The organism is Streptomyces chrestomyceticus JCM 4735 (assembly GCF_003865135.1).
Lineage (GTDB): Bacteria > Actinomycetota > Actinomycetes > Streptomycetales > Streptomycetaceae > Streptomyces > Streptomyces chrestomyceticus.
Genome location: NZ_BHZC01000001.1, coordinates 237,081 through 255,670 on the forward strand (window position 1 = coordinate 237,081; position 18,590 = coordinate 255,670).

Consider the following 18,590-nt stretch of genomic DNA (forward strand, 5'->3'; position numbering starts at 1 on the left):
GGCAGTCGCACAGGCCAGGACGAAGAGGGGGACCGTTGCATCCCCCGGTCCCGCCTCCGGCCGCGCGGCGCAAGCAGCCTGCAAGGGCTTCTGTACCGCCTGCCCCACCCGGAGACCGCGCCTGACCATGAATCTCGATACCCAAGCTCCCATGTCAGGGCTTTGACATTACGGTTGCGCACGCCTAGCGTGACCCATGTCAGATGCCTGACATGAAAGGAGCGGGTAACGCCATGCCGAAGCTTCCCTTCGAGGGTCCCGAAGGCTCCACACTCACCGCGCAGGGAGGCTGACCGTGCCGACCGCCTCCCTCACCCCCACCGGCCCCTTCTCGCTCGCCTCCAGCGTGCGATTCCTGATGAGCTTCACGCCCGCGAGCTACAACCACGCGCCAGACGACATCCTCCGCCTGGCCTTCCCCGCTGACAACGCGACATCCGTGCTCGCGGCCACGGTCCGGCAGGAAATGGGGGCAGACGGCGTCCCGGGCACGGTGCAGGCCGAACTCACCGCCCACCCCGGCACTCCGACCCCGGAGAAGCCGGCCACCGCTGAGCCCACGATCGACAAGGTCGGGCGCACCCAACTCGCCCGGATCCTCTCCCTCGATGTCGACGGCTCCGGATTCCCGGCTCTTGGCGCGGACCCCGTGATGGCCGGGCTCATGGCGCGCTACCCGGGACTGCGCCCGGTGTGCTTCCACTCGCCCTACGAAGCTGCCGTCTGGGCCATCATCGGAAACCGGATCCGCAAGACCCAGGCAGCCGCCATCAAGGCCCGTATCGCCCGCGAATACGGACAGCGCATCCACGTCTCGGGCCAAGTCCTGCACGCCTTCCCCACACCCACCGTCCTGCGCTCCCTCCCCCGCCTGTCTGGCCTGACCAACCTCAAGGTCCAACGGCTGCACGCGCTGGCCGAAGCAGCCCTCGACGGGCAACTCGACGCCACCCGTCTGCGCAGCTTGCCTGCCGACTACGCCCTCGCCGAACTGCGCGCCCTGCCAGGCATCGGCCCCTTCTCCGCCGAGCTCGTCCTCATCCGGGGAGCCGGACACCCCGACGTCTTCCCCCGCCACGAACCACGGGTCCACCAAGCCATCGCCGCGGCATACGGGCTCTCCGCAGCGGCAGCCACCGACGTCACCCAACTGTCCAAGATTGCCGATCGGTGGAAGCCCTACCGCAGTTGGGCAGCCTTCCTGCTTCGCGTCCGGCTCGGGGAAGCGCTCCCGCGCGGCGTCGCGCCACAGCAGCGGTCAAGTCGCTTCTCTCCAGCAGCCGTTCGCCATCTCAGTGAGCGGCACGGCAGCCCCTTCCGGTCTTCTTCACAGCTAATGCTCGGGCAGTGAGAAAGGGCGGCCCATGCATCCGCCTTCGACGCCCTCCTGACGTCCTGGCTGCTCAACGACGCGAGCGCGCACGCGTCCGCAGCGAACGAAGCCTCCGCTGGGGCGGCAGGCCGCTGCTCAACCCTGGGAGGTCGCCCCACTAGTCATCGAACTCGAAGCCCGAAATCTCCGCACGGACAATGATGTCGCGGACTGCCTCGGGCCTCGTGATGACGGTTTCAACGGCCGCCTTGAGTCGCGCAAGGTCGCCCGGGCTCCCGGCCTCGCAGAACATGCCGGCCTCACTGTCGAAATCAAGGCGCTCAGCGATGTCCGGCCAGGCAAACCGCACGAGGCCTTCCCCGAAGTAGCCGTTCGGATGCTGGCGACGAGGTCGGGGGGGTCTCTGGGGCTGACGTCGGCGGCGAACTGGCGCGTCACAGGACCCATTCTGCGGCAGACAACGCGCACCGGCCGGCCCACAGGTGCGAGCATCCGCCCGGGCCGTCCCCGGCTTCTTCCTCGCCCTCGGAGGCGCCTGCCTTGTGGCCGCGACTTTCGGCGGCCGCCTCGCTCTCGGTCTGGTGGCCTTCGGGATCCTGGCGGCCTGCAGTCTTGCCTTGGTGCTGCTGGGACGCCGGAGCGAGACCTATCAGGGCCTCACCGACAAGGCTCCCGACGAGCGCTTCGCGCGGATCGGAGGGCGGGCCTGGGCCGGCACAGGCGTCGTGCTCACCATGGGAAATCTCTGCGCTTTCATCGGTGGGCTGGCATCCGGACGAAGCGGCGATCCGTACTTCTGGTTCGTGGCCATCGCCGCCGTCTCCTACATCGGCTTCGTCGCCTTCTGGTCCCGGCATGCCTGATGCCTGAGCAGCCGCACGGCCGACGCGCTGTCTCGGCCAGGTCGACCGGAGCGGCCTCGATATCGGCCAGCCGTGATCGGGAGCACCAATGGAGGGGCGGTATTGATCAGGCGGCTAGGGTCTACCGGGCCTGGTCAGTGTGCGGAATTCGAGGATGGCTTCGGCTCCGGCGATGCCCCAGCGGGCTCCGGTGATGTCGAGCCGGTCGCCGACGAGGTGGCGGGAGGCTCCCTCGATCACTCCGGTCGCGATGGGCCATCCCACCGCGAGGGCACGGTGGTAGCGCGCGAAGGGCGCTTTGCCGGTGAGGGCAAGCGAGCACGAGTGCCGGTGCTCGGGCAGCAAGAGGGCGCCCCTGAAGCAACTGCCGCAACAGCAGCCGACCCTTTCAGTTCGCGGTGCGGCAGTTGGCCGGTAACTTCACCGCAAGCACAGACCGCCGACTCCCGCCGAGTGAGACCCGAGCCGGCTTCCCGGCGCCCGGCGGCACTCGCGCACAAGGTCACTCGAATGGACGTACGGAAGGACGGCTGACATGCGGGTACACCGGTCGGCGTCCAAGGTGAATTATGGCCCGTACACCGGCGGCCCCTGATGCCGCCGGGCAGCCGTGTTCCTTGACCGCGGGTCCTTGCTCCATCGACGACGGACGCGGGCCGGGTGCCCGCCGGATCGGATGACCGCTGTGACGACTTCGCCCTTCGGGTCCGGTGACCCGTTCTCGGACCTGTTCAACCGCTTCTTCGGCACCAGCCCGGCGGCCTCACCACCGGCGGTCCAGCGGGTGCCCATCGGGCGCCTGCTCAGCGACGCTTCGCAGGAGCTGCTGGCTACGGCCGGCGGGCGCGCCGCCGAGGACGGGGCCGATCTGGACACCGTGCACCTCCTGTGGGCCGCCACCCAGGTCGACCCCGGCCGCCAGTTGCTGGCGCAGGCAGGTGCCGATCCCGACGCACTGGCGGATCAGGTGGAGCAGTCGCTGCCTTCCGGTGACGGGGTGGGGGAACCACGGCTGACTCCGGCGGCGAAGCGGGCCCTGCTCAGGGCCCACGCCAAGTCCCAGGAGGCGGGTGCGTCGTACATCGGGCCCGAGCACATCGTGGCCGCGGTCGTGGAGGACCCCTCGTCCGGTGCTGCCGGGATGCTGGGCTCGGAGGGCACCGGAGCCCGCCGCGGCCGCAAGGGCACGGGCGGGGCCGGCGGTGGTTCGGCCGGAGGTGGGTCCAGTGCGACGCCCACGCTGGACGAGTACGGCCGCGACCTCACGGAAGAGGCCCGCGCGGGCGGTTGGATCCGGTGGTAGGGCGGGCCCAGGAGATCGAGCAGACGGTGGAGATCCTCTCCCGGCGTTCGAAGAACAACCCGGTACTGCTGGGCGACCCGGGGGTCGGCAAGACCGCCATCGTGGAGGGCCTCGCGCAGCGGGTGGTGTCCGGCGATGTGCCCAAGACCCTGCGGGGCCGACGGGTGGTCGCCTTGGACCTGCCGGGGCTGGTGGCCGGTTCGAAGTACCGGGGAGAGTTCGAGGAGCGCCTGAAGAAGGTCATCGACGAGGTCACCGAGGCGCAGGAGAGCATCATCCTGTTCATCGACGAGCTCCACACGGTCGTCGGCGCGGGTGGCGGCGGCGAGGGGTCCATGGACGCGGGGAACATCCTCAAACCCGCCCTGGCGCGCGGCGATCTCAGTCTGGTCGGCGCCACGACGCTGGAGGAGTACCGCAAGAACATCGAGAAGGACGCCGCGCTCGAACGCCGTTTCCAGCCGGTGATCGTGCCGGAGCCCACGGTCGACGAGACCGTGGAGATTCTTCATGGCCTGCGCGACTCCTACGAGGCCCATCACGGCGTGCGCTTCACCGATGCGGCGCTGGAGAGCGCGGCGGTCCTCTCCGACCGCTACATCACCGACCGGTTCCTGCCCGACAAGGCCATCGACCTGCTGGACCAGGCGGGGGCCCGGGTGGCGTTGCGCGGCGGCAACGACAGCCCCGAGGCGGACGAGGCCCAGGAGGAACTGACCCGGCTGAACCGGGAGAAGGACGAGGCCGTCCACAACGAGGACTACGACCGGGCCGCCGGGCTCAAGAGACAGATCGACGAGACGCAGGAGAGGCTTTCGGGCCTGGACGGTGAGCGGGCGCCCGTGGCGGAGGTCACCGAGGAGGACATCGCCGAGGTCGTCTCCCGGCGCACCGGCATCCCGGTCGCCCAACTGACGGCCACCGAGCGCGAACGTCTGATCCGGCTGGAGGAGACCCTGCACGCGCGGGTGGTCGGCCAGGACGAGGCGGTCACCGCGGTGGCACAGGCCGTACGGCGGGGCCGCGCGGGGATGGGCGACCCCGACCGGCCCACCGGCAGCTTCCTCTTCCTCGGGCCCACCGGCGTCGGCAAGACCGAACTCGCCAAGGCCATCGCCGAGATCCTCTTCGGCCAGGAGGACCGGCTGATCCGCTTCGACATGAGCGAGTTCCAGGAGCGCCACACCGTCTCCCGCCTCGTCGGCTCCCCTCCCGGGTACGTGGGCTACGACGAAGCCGGGCAGCTCACCGAGGCGGTCCGGCGCAAGCCGTACAGCGTGCTGCTGTTCGACGAGGTGGAGAAGGCGCACCCGGACGTCTTCAACCTGCTGCTCCAGGTCCTCGACGACGGCCGGCTGACCGACGCGCAGGGCCGTACGGTCGACTTCCGCCACACGGTCGTGATCATGACCAGCAACCTCGCCTCGCAGCTCATCCTGAACCACCACGGCGCCGTGGACGAGATCCGCGACGACCTGATGGCCGAGCTGCGCAGCCATTTCCGCCCCGAATTCCTCAACCGCATCGACGAGGTGGTCGTCTTCCACGCTCTCACCCGGGAAAACCTCGTGCGGATCGTCGACCTGCTGTTGGAGCGCAGTCGCCGCAGGCTGCATGCGCAGCAGGTCGGTCTCGAAGTGACCGAGGCCGCCAAGGAGTGGCTCGCGGAGCAGGGCTACCAGCCGGAGTTCGGTGCCAGGCCGTTGCGCCGCACCATTCAGACGGAGCTCGACAACCGGCTTTCCAACATGTTGCTGGACGGCCAAGTGGGCCCCGGCGACACCGTCACCTGCGACGTGCGGGACGGCCAACTGGAGTGCAAGGTCACACCCGGCGGTCGGGAGGAAAGCGCCGAGTCGGCCACAACAGGCTGACCACGGCCGGCTCGTGCCGGTCGAGGCCCGTGTGGGCCGCCGCCACCGGCCACTGGCTGCCCAGCGTTCGTAACACCTTGCCCCGGGCCCCATCGCCCGGGGCAAGTGGTGTGCGGTTCGGTCCGTCACGGTGCGGAGCATGTCGTCGGACAGGTCTTCGGTCATGCCGAAGCCCGTGATCCTGACGGCCTCGCTTCCGGCTCCCTTCAGAGGAGCCGCACTCCGCTGACAAGCTTGATGGACCCGGGCGTCGTACGGGCCGGTGTCAGCCCGTTGTCGGATCGAGAGTACGGCGGGCTGCTGCGCGTACCGTCTCCGTGTGAGCGGCACTCAGGGGCGCTGACGTACGTGAACAACAACTGACTGCCGGTCACCAGAGCGACCTACCGCGAAATGTGCGCGACGGCGGGTCGGTCGTAGTACTCCTTGGGAGTTACAGGAAGCCAGTTGCTATCACCGGGAGTCTTTCGATGGCCGTTCGCCGTGTCGTACCCAACGTCCAGTCAGTGGCTGTGCAGGAGAGCCGGGACTTCTACGGCCTGCTCGGATTCGAGGAGGTCATGAACCACGGCTGGATCATGACACTCGCTTCCCCTGCCGCCCCTGCCGCGCAGGTCAGCTTCATGGCCGAGGACAAGACCGCGCCTGTCACCCCGGACATGAGCGTGGAGGTCGATGACGTGGACGCGGCCTATGCGCTGATGCGGGAGCGCGGAGCGGAGATCGTGCATCCCTTGCAGGACGAGGAGTGGGGGGTGCGGCGGTTCTTCGTACGCGATCCCAACGGCCGGGTGGTGAATGTGCTGGGCCACCGCTGACTGCCCCTCGGGGGCGTCGCGCTCAGTACGGAGTCACGTTCAGCACGAAGCCGGATTCAGCGCCCGTGTCATTCGTGGCCCATCGGCACCCCGGGCCACAGCACACCCCGAGAGCCCTGTATGACTTATCCCTACCTAACGTAGTTCAACGGGGAAGGACCCACGATGCCCGCCATGCCCGCCATACCCACCCCCAGCAGACGCACCCTGCTGGCCGCCGCGACAGCCACCGCCGCGGCGCCCTTCCTCACCGGGCTGGCCACGCAGAACGCCTTCGCCGCGCCGGCCGCCGCGAGCAAGGACAACTGGCTGACCAACACCGCCCTGTACGCGGACCCCACGGTCGTCGAGGGCACGGACTACGCCCGCCGCTACCGTCGGCACGCGATGTTCGACGACGACCGCGGCCGGCGCCACGACTTCGCCCGGTCGGTGATCCTCGCCCCGCACGGCGGCGGCATCGAGACCGGCACCACCGAGCTGTGCCTCGCCATCGCCGGGTACCGCCCCAAGGACCTCGCGCCCACCCCGGCCCAGGGCCCGGTGTACGACTACTGGATGTTCGAAGGCATCCGCAAGAAGGACAACGGCGAGCTCCACGTCACCGCCACCAACTGCGACGACCACATCGCCCGCTCGCTGTGCGCCGGGAGCCTGAACGCCCTGAGCCTGCACGGCTGCAAGCCCGAACAGGCCGGACTGCCGGCCGGCACCCCGGCCGTCCTCGTCGGGGGCCGCAACGCCACGCTGCGGTCGTACCTGATCGCCGAGTTCAAGGCGGTGGGTATCCGCGCCCAGGACGCCACCGGCATCCCCGCCCTCGCAGGCACCGACCCGGACAACATCGCCAACCGTACGATGCTCGGCGAGGGCGCCCAACTGGAGATCACCACGTCCTTGCGCGCGTCGATGTTCCAGGACAACTCCGCCACCGGACGCCAGGAGCAGCAGACGGACACCTTCCGGAACTTCGTCGGCGCCGCCCGCGCCGCTCTCCAGCGTCTGGAAGCGGGCCAGAAGATTCTCTGATTCCTGTACGCGATCTAGCTACGGCCGGCCCACCCCCTACTCCCCCACCACGCCTCCTCCCACTCCGACTCCGAATCCTCCGGACGGTGCTCGGCGCTCGACAGACGGGGCGCCCCGGACGCCCGCTCCTGCTCCGCGGCCGCCTCCGTCTGCTCCAGGATCCGGCCGCGGAACTCGTAGCCGCGAGGCGCCGCGGCGGCCGCCACCTGCTGGAGTGCGGGGCCGGTCAGCCAGTCGGGCGCCCGCCGGCGGAACATCTCGTGGTGCGAACCGGACGCCACCACGCGGTACCCGTACTCCGCACCGAACGTGGCATTGGCCGCGCCGAACGCCATCGCACAGGCGCCGCACGCCTTCTTGACGCCGCCCATCGACACACCCTTGACCTTGCCCTCGCCCAGCGGCCACGGGTTCTTCCGCCAGTACGCGATCTGCTCGCCGAGCAGCGTCATCTCACCGTGTACGGAAGCTTCCTTCTTGTCGTGCACGGGGCCGCCGTTCCAGGTGCCCCGCGACGACCGCAGCGCCTTCGTGGTGACCCCGAGGTCCGTATCGTCCCGGTGCGCCGCCTCGTAGTCCCCGGAGCGCGCCGCCCGCAACTTGATCTGATCCTTGCGGCGGCGCGGGTCGTCCGACAGCGGCGCGGCCGGGTTCATCGCGGCGTCCACCGAAGCGAGCCCGTCGTCTGTTTCGTCTCGGACAGCTTCTTCTGTCCCGAGTTGGAGGAGTACCGCAGCCCTTCGTCCGGGACATGCGTGACCGCCACGTGCGGCGTCTTCCAGGCGTTCGGTGCGTGGGCCTCCCGCGCCAGTCGGTCCTGCATCCGCAGGTTCGCCGACCTGGTGCCCTCCTTGCTCGGCTTCACCTGCTGGTAGCGCGGCCCGTCGTACTCCTCGTGGTCCTTACGGTCCCTCTCGTCCGCCGCCCGCTGCACCTGTGGCGTCTCGACCCCGGTCGGCGCCTGTGGCCCGGGCGCCGTCTCGACCACCGGCGGGGCCTGCGCCATGACCCGGGTCGCGTTCTCCTCGGCGTCGCGCTCGAAACGGTCGCCGGGGTCCGACATCCGGAGCCCTGTGCCATTGTCGGTGCCTGCCACCGGGCCCTGCCGCTGCTGGATCACATGCGTCAGCTCGTGCGCCAGGGTGTGCTTGTCGCCGCCCCCCTCACCGAGGACGACATGGTTGCCCGAGGTGTACGCACGCGCCCCGATCTCCCCGGCCGAACGCCGCGCCGCCGCGTCCCGGTGCACCCGTACACCGGAGAAGTCGACGCCGAGCCGGGCTTCCATCCCCTGCCGCAGCGAGCCCTCCAGCGGACTGCCCGCCCCCGCAGCACCTCGTGGACGGCCGACCGCTGCACCGTGTCCTGACGTTCCTCATGGTGACCGCACCCGGGCCCGTGCGTGTGACGCTCCTGCTCCATCGCCCGGAGCACGGCGGCGTTGCCCACGGCACGCTGCAACGCCAGCAGCGCCGCGGCCCCGGAACCGGCGGCGGCCGGCGTGCCGGGCAGCGGTCCGGCGCTCTGTGGGCGCCGGACCGGGGACGGCCGACGCCTCTCCGCCGACGACCGCTCCGGCTCGTGTGCGTGCATGGCGTTCCTCATTCCGTACGACTCGCCGCCTCCGCCGGGCACGATGCCATGCCCCGTGCCTGGCGGGAAGGGACGGAAGGGCAGCCCCGAGGGCAGGTCTTCGGGCGAGTCTATGAGCTGGTCTACGGGCAGCCCCGGACGTCATCTGCGGCAATCGGAGGATTGTTGACGGGTCAGAGTGGCCTCCGGATCGACGGCGCTGACGAGGACCGGCGTGTCTTTGAAGGCGCGGCGGGAGGCGGGGCCGCCTCCCGCCGCGGCAACAGCACCTGGACCAGACCTCTGCTCTACCTCTGCCCGCCGCTCACGCCCGACGCAGCGCGGAGCGGCCCGCGAAGCGCGCCGAGTCGCCCAACGCCTCCTCGATGCGGACCAGTTGGTTGTACTTCGCCGTACGGTCGGAGCGCGAGAGCGAGCCGGTCTTGATCTGACCGCAGCCGGTCGCCACCGCCAGGTCCGCGATGGTGGTGTCCTCCGTCTCGCCCGAGCGGTGCGACATGACAGCCGTCCAGCCCGCCTGGTGGGCCGTGGTCACCGCGGACAGCGCCTCGGTCAGGGTGCCGATCTGGTTGACCTTGACCAGGATCGAGTTGCCGGCACCGGTGCGGATGCCCTCGCGCAGCAGCGTCTCGTTGGTGCAGAACACGTCGTCGCCGGTGAGCTGACAGCGGTCGCCGACGCGGGCGGTCAGCTCTCGCCAGCCGTCCAGGTCGTTCTCCGCCATCGGGTCCTCGATGGAGACGACCGGGTAGGCGTCGATGAGCTTGGCCAGGTAGTCGACCTGCTCGGAGGGGGTACGGCGCACCCCTTCACCCGCGTAGTCGTACACCCCGTCGCGGAAGAACTCCGACGACGCCGGGTCCATGATCAGGCCGATGTCCGTGCCGGGCCGGTAGCCGGTGCGCTCGACGGCGGCCATTACGAAGTCGAGCGCCTCCTCGGCGGTACGCAGCGCGGGCGCGAAGCCGCCCTCGTCGCCGACGCCCGTGGAGTGCCCGGCGGCCAGCAGATCGCGGCGCAGGGTGTGGAAGATCTCGCTGCCCATGCGGACGGCTTCGGCGAAGGTGTCCGCGCCCATCGGAGCGATCATGAACTCCTGGAAGTCCAGCGGGTTGTCGGCGTGGGCACCGCCGTTGACGATGTTCATCATCGGCAGCGGCAGGAGGCGGGCGTCGGCGCCGCCGAGGTACCGGTAGAGGGGCTGGCGGTGGGCCGCCGCCGCGGCCTTGGCGGTGGCCAGGGAGACGCCGAGTATCGCGTTGGCGCCGAGCCGGGACTTCGTGGCCGTGCCGTCGAGGGCGACCAGCGCGGCGTCGAGACCCGCCTGGTCCGCCGCGTCCCGGCCGCGTACGGATGCCGCGATCTCCCCGTTGACGTGGGCCACCGCGCGGTCGACGCCCTTGCCGTGCCAGCGCGCGGAGTCCCCGTCGCGCAGTTCCACGGCCTCCCGGGCACCGGTGGAGGCGCCGGAGGGGACGGCCGCGCGCCCCAGAGACCCGTCCGTCAGCACGACGTCGACCTCGACCGTGGGGTTGCCCCGGCTGTCGATGATCCGGCGCGCGGCGACCGTCTCGATGGCGGCGTTGACGCGTCCGGCTGCTTTCGCGGACATGGGAGGTCCTTCCCGTTGTCGTGTGCCGTGGCCCCGGCTGCGACAGCGTTGGCGCTGAGCCCGACGAGGCAAAACCATACAGCAATGCTGCTCAGTTTGGCTGACCAGTTTAACTGCTCAGTTTTGCTGTGCAGTATTGCTGTACAGTGCTGCCGCACAGCGCTCCTGCGCAGGTCAGGTGCGCATCTCTGCTGACCAGCGGGGTAAAGTGCCCTATGCCCACCCCGGAAGCCGCCGCCGTCGCCGCCGAACTGCGTACCGCGATGAGCAAGCTCACCCGACGCGTCAAACACGAGGACCGCATCCCCCTCGGGCAGATCGCCGTGCTCGGCACCCTCGACCGCGAGGGCGCCATGACCACCAGCGATCTCGCCGCCGATCAGCGCGTCCGCCCTCAGTCGATGGCCCGGGCGGTCGGGCTGCTCATGGAACAGAACCTGATCACGCGCCGGGCGCACCCCACGGACGGCCGCAAGTCACTGGTCGAACTGTCGGACGAGGGCCGGGCCGCACTCGAAGCGGAACGCGGCCGCAGGGCAGGCTGGCTCGCGCAGGCCATCGAGGCCGAACTCACGGATGAGGAGCGGGCGTTGCTGGCACGCAGCGCCGCGCTGCTGGAGCGGCTCGCCGCACGCTAGACAAGCCATTCCCATGTGATCAGCGATTGCGTGCCTGACGGGATCGGCGCGCCTCGCCGCCGGCTCTGCGCGTGGGCGCGGGGGCGGGTGCGTGGGGAGGGTGGCAACTCTCGGCCATACCCGTACGTACCTCCGCACGACAACCGTCGCATGACCTACGGTACTGCCCCAAGCGTCCCCTGGAAGCCCACGGGCAGCATGCCTCACTCGGCCGCCACCGGGCGCACACTCCTCCTCATTCGCGCGCTTCTTCCGATCCGAGCCATGCGAACCGTTCGAGATCCGAGCCGTCCGAGCCAGTCGTGATCCGAGCCACTCTCCGGAGCCGCCGCGCGACAGCCGACCGGCTGCCTGGCTGCCTGGCTGCCTTGACTATCCGGCCGCCCGGCCGCCTGGCCGCGACGCCTCGTGTGCGCTGCCGGTCCTCCGCAGCGTGGAGCAGAAAGGGAACCGGAATGCAGCAGGTAAGTCGTCCGACGCGGTCCTGCGACGTGGTCGAGGGCTGTCCGGACCCCCGATTACGCCCGGGAGTACTGGGCTATCGGGGGTTCGCCATCTCACTGGACCGGCCCCGCGAGCGACTGGAGATCCCGGCCGGTGTGGTCACTCTCGTACTCGGCTTCGGCAGCACCCTGCACATTCGGGACGCCACCCGCAGGCCGAGGTGCACCGGTACGGGCAGGCCGGAAATGTTCACCTCGCTGCTCGCCGGGCTGTCGACCCGGGCGCGCGTCGGTATGCACGACGGCGAGCTGTCCGGGGTGGAGGTGCTGCTCGAACCCTGGGCCGCGTACTCCCTCTTCGGCGTCGCCATGCACGAACTGGTCGACACCCTTCTCCCGCCGGACGCGGTACTCGGCCCGCAGGTCGACGACCTGATCGCGGCCCTCGTCGCCTCGCCGGACTGGCCCGAGCGTTTCGCCCTGCTCGACTCGGTCCTGGCCTGCCGAGCCGCCCTCGGGCCGGCGAGTTCGCCCCGGCTGGTGTGGGCCTGGCGCGAGCTGCGGCGTACCGGCGGCATGGTGCCCATCCACGCGCTGGCCGAGCAGAGCGGCTGGTGCTGGCGCCAGTTGGACAGCCGTTTCCGGCAACAGATCGGCCTGACGCCGAAGCAGGCGGCCCGCGTCCTGCGGCTGCGGCGGGCCCTGGGGCTCCTCGCCCAGGGCCGGCGGCCGGCCCGCACCGCCGCGATGTGCGGTTTCAGCGACCAGGCCCACCTGAGCCGGGAGATCAAGACGATGACCGGCCGCACACCGCGCGAATTCCTCGCCGCGCGGTGTGCCTCGGCCGCCCGCCCGATGTCCGGTGACCGGATTTCCGGGGAGGTCACCTCCCTCGTCCTCAGAAGCTGACCGTCGCGGCTCCAGCCCCTGGCTGCCGTCGCGGGCCCGGGGAAGGTGCGAATTTCTTCAAGACCGGGGGATCGCCCAGGCAGCAGTGTGGCCTCCGCAACCGTTTGGACAGTTCGCACCATCCGCAATGTCCCCAACGTTCGCAACGAAGGAGGTGGCGATGCTCGCATCGATCGAGTCGATGGGAAGCAGACTGCTCGGCCTGTTCGTGCCCAAGGTGGACGCCGCGGCGGCAGCCGGCGGCATGCAGGCATGCTGGGGCGCCTGCTGGCAGTGCAACAAGCTCTACGGTCACCCGGACGGCCGGTGCAGTTGCAACGCGCCCTGCTGTGCCGCGGGCGGCAACCGCTACAGGTGCTCCTGCGACCAGTGTCCGTGACCCCCATTCACCGGGTCAGGGTAAGGCGTGGCAGGTCATGGCCGGTCGTGACAGATCACGGCAGGCCGTGGCAGGTCACGCGTCGGAGTGGCCGGTTGAGCGGTTAGGGAACCGGCTGAACTGCGGGAAAGAGCAGCACCGGTGATCGGGCGGGGCCGGGGTACGCGATGCCCCGGCCCCGTCCGGCCCGGCACCGTCCCTCGAACCTTTCGACAGCCCGAAAGGGAGTCTTCGTGCTGTACGTGGCCATAGGCATGCGCTGCCTGCTCGGCATCGTGTTCCTGGTCTCGTCCCTGAGCAAGACCGCGGGACGGGGCCGCTTCTCCGCCTTCGCCGCTTCCGTACGCGCCATGGACGTCGTCCCCGCGGGCCACGTACGTACGGTGGCCGCAGCCGTGGTCGCGGCCGAGTACGCCGCCTGGATGCTCCTCGTGCCGGCCCCTGCTCCCGGATTCGCGCTGGCGGGCGGACTGCTCGTCGCGTTCACCGCGGCCATCGCCGGGGCGCTGCGCCGTGGTGTGTACGCGCCCTGCCAGTGCTTCGGTACGTCTGCCCGACCGCTCGGGCGTGGGCACGTACTGCGGAACGCGCTGCTGGCACTCGGAGCGGCGGTGGGCGCGACGGCCGAGCTGCTGCCCGCCGCCGCTGGCTCTCCCCAGCCGGCCGGGGTGGCGGCAGCGGTACTCGTGGGGATGTGCGCGGCCGGTGTCCTCGTCCTGCTCGACGACCTCCTCGAACTCTTCCGGCCGCTCCGAACCGGCCGCCCCCGCGAACCGCGTCGCGCCGCCCGGCTACCCGTGCGGTGAGCCCCGACAGTCCCCACCCACAAGACGTGCCAGCCCTGGAGGATCCATGCCGTTCCTGATCGCCGCCGTCGTGCTCGTGGGTCTGCTGTGCGTCCTGGACCTGATCCTCAGCCTGGGAGTGGTCAAACGGCTGCGGGAACACACCGAGATGCTCAACAACCTCAACGGCCGGGCCTCCATCGGCGCCGGGGAGGAAGTCGGCACGTTCACCGCCGTCACCGTGGACGGCCTCCCGGTCAGCCGCGACCTGCTGACGGACGAGACGCTGGTGGGCTTCTTCTCCCCCGGCTGCCCGGCCTGCAAGGAGCAGCTTCCCAAGTTCGTCGAGTTCGCCAGGTCCATGCCGGGCGGACGCGACCGCGTACTGGCCGCGGTCGTCGGTGACGTCCAGCGCACCACCGACATGGTCGCCATGTTGAATCCGGTGGCGCATGTGGTGGCCGAGCCGGCTCAGGGCGGCGCCGTGGGCGGAGCGTTCCAGGTCGCCGCCTTCCCGTCCGTACTGAAGGTCGCGGCGAACGACAGCGGCCGGCCGGTGGTCACGGCGGCCAGGGTCGATCTGGACCGGCGGCCCTCCCCTGCCGTATGAGTACGGAAGAACCGGCCGACACGGCACCCCCGGCACCGTCCGCACCCCCGGCACCGTCCGCACCCCCGGCACCGTCGGCGCCGCCGGAGTCGCGGGAGCCCGGCGAGCGGCTGCGGACCACCAGCCTGCCGCGCCGGATCACCGCCGCCGCCTCGCTCGCCGCGCGGGCCGCCCCCGGCGCCTTCGCGGCCCACGCGCTGCTGACGCTCGTCACAGGCGCGGCGCCGGTGGGCACGGCATGGCTGATGAAACTCGTCGTCGACAACCTCGTCCAGCGCGGCCCGCTGAGCACCCTGCTCGGCCTCGCGTCAGGGCTGGCCGCAGTCGGCGTCGCTACGGCGATGCTCCCCCAGTTCGTCCAGTACCTACGAGGTGAACTGGACCGCAGAGTCGGCTTGTTGACGCAGGACAGGCTGTTCACCGCGACCGGATCCTTCATCGGGCTGGGCCGCTTCGAGGACCCGCGTTTCCTCGACCGCCTGCGGCTCGCCCAGCCATCCGTCGGCATGAACCCGAACGATGTCGTGGGCGGGGTACTGAGCGTGGTGCGCGCCGCCCTCACCTTGACCGGCTTCCTGGGATCGCTCTTCCTGCTGGGCCCGGTCATGGCCGTACTGCTCCTGCTCTCCGGCCTTTTGGTGCTGGCCGCCGAGATCTCGCTGTCGCGGCGGCGGGCGCGCATGATCTGGGAGGTCGGGCCGGTCGAACGGCGCGAGTTCTTCTACAACGACCTGCTGTCCAGTGTGGAAGCGGCGAAGGAGATACGGCTCTTCGGCAGCGGCGGGTTCCTGCGCGCACGGATGCTGACCGAGCGGCGTACCGCCAACGCGGCCAAGCGGGCGATGGACCGCCGCGACATCACCGTCCAGGCCGGACTGGCGACGCTGGCCGCGGCCGTGTCCGGTGCGGGGCTGGTGTGGGCGGTCGTCGCGGCCCAGCGCGGGGCGCTGTCGATCGGTGACGTCACCGTTTTCGTGGCAGCAGTCGGCGGTACACAGGGCGCGCTGGCGACGATCGCGGGCGAACTGGCCCGCTCCCATCAGGCACTGGAACTCTTCGACCACTACCTCGCCGTCACCACCGCCCGCCCCGACCTGCCCGTCGCCGCCGAACCGCGCCCTCTGCCGGCACTGCGCCGCGGCATCACCCTGCAGGACGTATGGTTCCGCTACTCCCCCGGCCACCCCTGGGTGCTCCAAGGCGTCACCCTGCACATTCCGCACGGAAAGGCGCTGGCACTGGTGGGCCTCAACGGCGCCGGGAAGTCCACGCTGGTGAAGCTGCTGTGCCGGTTCTACGATCCGACGCGCGGCGCGATCCTGTGGGACGGGGTGGACATCCGCGAGGCCGACGCGGCGGAACTGCGGCGACGGATCGGTGCGGTCTTCCAGGACTACATGCACTACGACATGACGGCCGCCGAGAACATCGCCCTCGGCGACCTCACGGCACTCGACGACACACCGCGCCTGCGAGCGGCCGCCGTACGGGCGGGGATTCACGCCGCGATCAGCAAGCTGCCTCGGGGTACGACACGTTGTTGTCGCGGACGTTCTTCATGACGTCGGACTCGGCACCGGAGCCGGGCCCAGGCACGGGTACAGCTCCGCGCTCGGAACCGATCCCAGACACGGGTACCAGTACCGGTACCGGCGTCGAATTCTCCGGCGGTCAGCGACAGCGGCTCGCTCTGGCCCGCGCCTTTCTCCGCGACCGCTGCGAACTGATGATCCTCGACGAGCCCTCGGCGGGCCTCGACGCCGCGGCGGAGCACGAGATCCACGTCTCCCTGAGGCGCCACCGCCAGGGCCGGACCAGTCTGCTCATCTCCCACCGCCTGGGCGCGGTACGAGACGCCGATCTCATCGTCGTCCTGTCCGAAGGGCGGATCGTTGAACAAGGCGACCACGCCGCTCTGCTGGCTTCCGGTGGCGAGTACGCCCGCTTGTTCGCCCTCCAGGCATCCGGCTACCGCGACGAGCTCCAGCCCCCGCCCGTCCCGCTGCACCCGATACCCACCAACATCGACGCCGACGCCGACACCGCTCCCCTACCCACCCCAACAACAGGAGACCGATGACCGCCGCCGGACTCCCCCTCCTCGTGCTCGGCACGGCCTCCACGGCCGTGCTACTGCGCCGCGCACTGGTGTCGGTGACGGTACGCGGTACGAGCATGGAGCCCGCCTACCACGACGGCGACCGGGTCCTGGCGCTGCGCGGCCGCACCCCGGCCGCAGGGCACGTGGTCGTCCTGGAACGGCCCGGCCCCGGACGCCTGTGGTCGCAGCCGCTGCTGCCGCCGTGGGCAGGAGCCGCCGCGGTGTCCGGCCGGCACTGGATGATCAAACGTGTGCGCGCGGCGCCCGGTGACGTCCTCACACCCCAGGACGCAGCAGCATTCCCACTGCTGCAACCGGGCCGCGTACCTCCCGGCAACCTCGTGCTCCTCGGTGACAACCACCGTTGCAGCCTCGATTCCCAGCAGGTGGGCTACTTTCCCACCGCACGCGTGCTCGGCATAGCCCTCCTCGCCCGGCCAGGACGGGCAGTGACGGCATCGGCAGCGGCCCGAAGCCGCGAAGACTTTCCCCGATGTCCGTAGCCCGGCTCCCGAATGCGATACACCCGCGGGCACCCACCAAAGCCAGCCAGCCTCAGTCTCCGTCGCGCTTACCTTTCCTGCCATCCGTCCGCTTGGTCAGGAAAATGGTGCGCATCGACGGGAGGATTCCCCTGCCTCCGTCTCCTGTACGGGTGCCTGCGTTCCCCGTATGGGCAGGCGTGGCGGAACCTCTGCGAGTCTCCTCGGCGGCGACAAGAGCGTACGCACGGGCGAGGTCTTTGAGCGCCTTGCAGGATCGCCCCCTGCGTTTGGCCTTCCTGATGGCAGTGGCCTCGCCGGCGATGGCTTCGAGGAGTTTCTTGCGGGCGGAGGTCGCGGGCGTCCGGGGAGCCGCGGTCACTACGCGGCCTGCTCCGGCCGTCTCGGGCGGACGGCCGACGCCTGCGCCGATGCCGGCGCTTCCGTCGGCCTGTTCCGTGAGCGGCTTGTCCTTGGGCCCGGTCTTCTTCCTGGTCATACTGGTTCCTGTTCTTTTCACCTGGCGATGCTCGGCCCTGCTGCGGACGCGGAGGACTGCCCTGGCGGTCAACTACGTCGCCCATTGAGTGACGACTGGTGAGACATCGGCAAAGCCTCCCGCCGATTCAGCGGGCGCCGCCGAGAGAGAAGCGTCGATTACGGGGAGAAATGCGCGGCAATCCGGTCGGTCACGGTCGCGTCGCCGCGCACCGGACCACGGTTCGGACGCGCTCCCCGTACCTGAGAATGCGCTGACGTCACCAGCATTTTCCCCAAGGGCGAGGGCGCTTATGCATCCTTACGCATTCCGCCCCCGCACGAGCCCAACTCACCACGGTGCACCGGCGCACAGCACCGGGCGCTCGCCCCGGAGTTCACCCCCCGGAGCGCTCACGCAGGCGCAGAATTCCCAAAGCGATGAGGCCGAGGACCGCACCCTCAAGGGCGTTGAAGACCAGGATGCCGATCATGCCGGGCATCGGAGGCACCTCGGCGCTGTCCATGAAGAGGTTCAGGGTCAGGTTCAGTACCAGCGCGAAGACGCCGTAGGCCACGCCGGCCAGCGTCAGCACCTCCACCGGCTTGTCGACGCGCAGAAGTACGGCCGCGGCGAGCCACACCACCGCGATCAGCGCGGTGAACAGTACGGGCCCCACGGGCTTCTCCAGCGGGCCGGACTCGTAGACGCCGAGGACGCTCAGTACGGGACGGATCAGCGCCCCGGCTCCCAGCGTGACGATCAGGGCCCAGGGCATGGCGCGCAGTGCGCCACCTCGTGCATGTGTCACGGACATCCCGACACTCCTGTTCCGGAAGGCGGGGAGCGCGGCAGCCAACGTGCTGAACGGAGGCTCTCTTCGGCTCTGGCTGGGGCGGTCCGCCGCCTGAATCCGATCCGATGTGGCCGTGCGAAGGATAGGTAGCTCGCCTACATGTAGATTGCCGATAGTAGCACGTGCTGTAGCCTGCCTACATGAAGTCGGACGCGCTGAGGGGCCATCTCGACGCCCTGATCCTGGCGGTGCTGGAGCGGGAACCCCTGCACGGGTACGCGATCATGGAAGCGCTTCAGAGCAGCAGTGGCGGCGCTCTGGAACTGCCGACGGGCTCGCTGTATCCCGCACTGCGCCGACTGGAACGCGCCGGACACCTGCGGAGCGAGTGGAGCACGGTCGCCGGGCGCAAGCGCCGGACCTACGAGTTGACGACCGCGGGCAAACGCGCGCTCACGGCCGAGCGCGCCGAGTGGCGTGACTTCGCCGCCGCTGTCGAAGGCGTCCTGCGCCCCGGACCGAAGAGAGCCTGAACACCCCTTAG

At 70.1% G+C, this 18,590-nt stretch carries 20 protein-coding genes and 2 pseudogenes; 15 read left to right on the forward strand and 7 right to left on the reverse strand.

The window, feature by feature from the left end:
* Positions 1-295: 295 nt before the first annotated feature.
* A complete protein-coding gene (locus EJG53_RS01095; protein ID WP_244954908.1) occupies positions 296-1,351 on the forward strand; it encodes a DNA-3-methyladenine glycosylase family protein in 1,056 nt (351 codons plus the stop codon).
* Positions 1,352-1,490: 139 nt separating this feature from the next.
* Here EJG53_RS01095 and EJG53_RS01100 read toward each other — a convergent pair whose 3' ends face one another.
* The gene (locus EJG53_RS01100; protein WP_244954909.1) at positions 1,491-1,682 is read right to left on the reverse strand and encodes an immunity 51 family protein; all 192 of its coding nucleotides are present in this window, start codon (positions 1,680-1,682) and stop codon (positions 1,491-1,493) included.
* A gap of 193 nt (positions 1,683-1,875) precedes the next feature.
* Here EJG53_RS01100 and EJG53_RS01105 point away from each other — a divergent pair, with 193 nt between their 5' ends.
* Complete coding sequence (locus tag EJG53_RS01105; RefSeq protein WP_244954910.1) at positions 1,876-2,196, forward strand: hypothetical protein; 321 nt, start codon at positions 1,876-1,878, stop codon at positions 2,194-2,196.
* Between the two features lie 114 nt (positions 2,197-2,310).
* Here EJG53_RS01105 and EJG53_RS40900 read toward each other — a convergent pair whose 3' ends face one another.
* Entirely contained in the window at positions 2,311-2,460 is a 150-nt protein-coding gene (locus EJG53_RS40900; protein ID WP_167514988.1) for a hypothetical protein, read from the reverse strand.
* Positions 2,461-2,872: 412 nt separating this feature from the next.
* Between EJG53_RS40900 and EJG53_RS01115 the strand changes: the two are divergent.
* From EJG53_RS01115 to EJG53_RS01125, 3 genes and pseudogenes are all read left to right on the forward strand, one after another.
* Positions 2,873-5,373: pseudogene (locus EJG53_RS01115) on the forward strand (ATP-dependent Clp protease ATP-binding subunit).
* Positions 5,374-5,843: 470 nt separating this feature from the next.
* The gene (locus EJG53_RS01120; protein WP_125043051.1) at positions 5,844-6,191 is read left to right on the forward strand and encodes a VOC family protein; all 348 of its coding nucleotides are present in this window, start codon (positions 5,844-5,846) and stop codon (positions 6,189-6,191) included.
* 174 nt (positions 6,192-6,365) lie between these two features.
* Positions 6,366-7,220 (forward strand): poly-gamma-glutamate hydrolase family protein, encoded by an 855-nt coding sequence (locus EJG53_RS01125; protein WP_244954911.1) that lies wholly within the window; start codon positions 6,366-6,368, stop codon positions 7,218-7,220.
* A gap of 14 nt (positions 7,221-7,234) precedes the next feature.
* Here the strand turns inward: EJG53_RS01125 and EJG53_RS40905 are convergent, their stop codons facing one another.
* The 3 genes from EJG53_RS40905 to eno all read right to left on the reverse strand — a co-directional run bounded on the left by EJG53_RS40905 (position 7,235) and on the right by eno (position 10,425).
* On the reverse strand, positions 7,235-7,888 hold the full coding sequence (locus tag EJG53_RS40905) for a hypothetical protein (RefSeq protein WP_167515009.1): 654 nt from the start codon (positions 7,886-7,888) through the stop codon (positions 7,235-7,237).
* Positions 7,873-8,508, reverse strand: a complete 636-nt coding sequence (locus EJG53_RS43770; protein WP_371858654.1) for an eCIS core domain-containing protein — start codon at positions 8,506-8,508, stop codon at positions 7,873-7,875. Before EJG53_RS43770 ends, EJG53_RS40905 begins: the two co-directional genes overlap by 16 nt.
* Before the next feature lie 609 nt (positions 8,509-9,117).
* The gene (gene eno, locus EJG53_RS01135; protein ID WP_125043055.1) at positions 9,118-10,425 is read right to left on the reverse strand and encodes a phosphopyruvate hydratase; all 1,308 of its coding nucleotides are present in this window, start codon (positions 10,423-10,425) and stop codon (positions 9,118-9,120) included.
* A 215-nt stretch (positions 10,426-10,640) separates the two neighbouring features.
* On the opposite strand from eno, the gene EJG53_RS01140 reads away from it, so the two are divergent.
* From EJG53_RS01140 to EJG53_RS01170, 9 genes and pseudogenes are all read left to right on the forward strand, one after another.
* On the forward strand, positions 10,641-11,063 hold the full coding sequence (locus tag EJG53_RS01140; RefSeq protein WP_031009772.1) for a MarR family winged helix-turn-helix transcriptional regulator: 423 nt from the start codon (positions 10,641-10,643) through the stop codon (positions 11,061-11,063).
* Positions 11,064-11,518: 455 nt separating this feature from the next.
* Positions 11,519-12,415 (forward strand): helix-turn-helix domain-containing protein, encoded by an 897-nt coding sequence (locus EJG53_RS01145; protein ID WP_125043057.1) that lies wholly within the window; start codon positions 11,519-11,521, stop codon positions 12,413-12,415.
* 160 nt (positions 12,416-12,575) lie between these two features.
* Complete coding sequence (locus tag EJG53_RS01150) at positions 12,576-12,794, forward strand: hypothetical protein (protein ID WP_125043059.1); 219 nt, start codon at positions 12,576-12,578, stop codon at positions 12,792-12,794.
* 233 nt (positions 12,795-13,027) lie between these two features.
* Complete coding sequence (locus EJG53_RS01155; protein WP_125043061.1) at positions 13,028-13,600, forward strand: MauE/DoxX family redox-associated membrane protein; 573 nt, start codon at positions 13,028-13,030, stop codon at positions 13,598-13,600.
* 46 nt (positions 13,601-13,646) lie between these two features.
* The gene (locus EJG53_RS01160) at positions 13,647-14,189 is read left to right on the forward strand and encodes a thioredoxin domain-containing protein (RefSeq protein ID WP_125043063.1); all 543 of its coding nucleotides are present in this window, start codon (positions 13,647-13,649) and stop codon (positions 14,187-14,189) included.
* Positions 14,186-15,751, forward strand: a complete 1,566-nt coding sequence (locus EJG53_RS40915; RefSeq protein ID WP_307721663.1) for an ATP-binding cassette domain-containing protein — start codon at positions 14,186-14,188, stop codon at positions 15,749-15,751. The genes EJG53_RS01160 and EJG53_RS40915 overlap by 4 nt, the downstream gene beginning before the upstream one ends.
* Positions 15,748-15,894: pseudogene (locus tag EJG53_RS43570) on the forward strand (hypothetical protein); the annotation flags it as partial. The gene EJG53_RS40915 and the pseudogene EJG53_RS43570, both read left to right, overlap by 4 nt.
* Positions 15,895-15,915: 21 nt before the next feature.
* Positions 15,916-16,269 carry a hypothetical protein gene (locus EJG53_RS43575; protein ID WP_307721729.1) on the forward strand — a complete coding sequence of 118 codons (354 nt, stop codon included), beginning with the start codon at positions 15,916-15,918 and terminating at the stop codon, positions 16,267-16,269.
* Positions 16,266-16,793: a S26 family signal peptidase gene (locus EJG53_RS01170; RefSeq protein WP_125043065.1), complete on the forward strand. Its 528-nt coding sequence runs from the start codon at positions 16,266-16,268 to the stop codon at positions 16,791-16,793. Before EJG53_RS43575 ends, EJG53_RS01170 begins: the two co-directional genes overlap by 4 nt.
* Positions 16,794-16,845: 52 nt before the next feature.
* Here EJG53_RS01170 and EJG53_RS01175 read toward each other — a convergent pair whose 3' ends face one another.
* Together EJG53_RS01175 and EJG53_RS01180 are read right to left on the reverse strand one after the other, a co-directional pair.
* Complete coding sequence (locus tag EJG53_RS01175) at positions 16,846-17,271, reverse strand: hypothetical protein (RefSeq protein ID WP_125043067.1); 426 nt, start codon at positions 17,269-17,271, stop codon at positions 16,846-16,848.
* A gap of 376 nt (positions 17,272-17,647) precedes the next feature.
* Positions 17,648-18,067 carry a hypothetical protein gene (locus EJG53_RS01180; RefSeq protein ID WP_125043069.1) on the reverse strand — a complete coding sequence of 140 codons (420 nt, stop codon included), beginning with the start codon at positions 18,065-18,067 and terminating at the stop codon, positions 17,648-17,650.
* Between the two features lie 179 nt (positions 18,068-18,246).
* Between EJG53_RS01180 and EJG53_RS01185 the strand changes: the two genes are divergently transcribed.
* On the forward strand, positions 18,247-18,579 hold the full coding sequence (locus EJG53_RS01185) for a PadR family transcriptional regulator (protein ID WP_125043071.1): 333 nt from the start codon (positions 18,247-18,249) through the stop codon (positions 18,577-18,579).
* Positions 18,580-18,590: the final 11 nt, after the last annotated feature.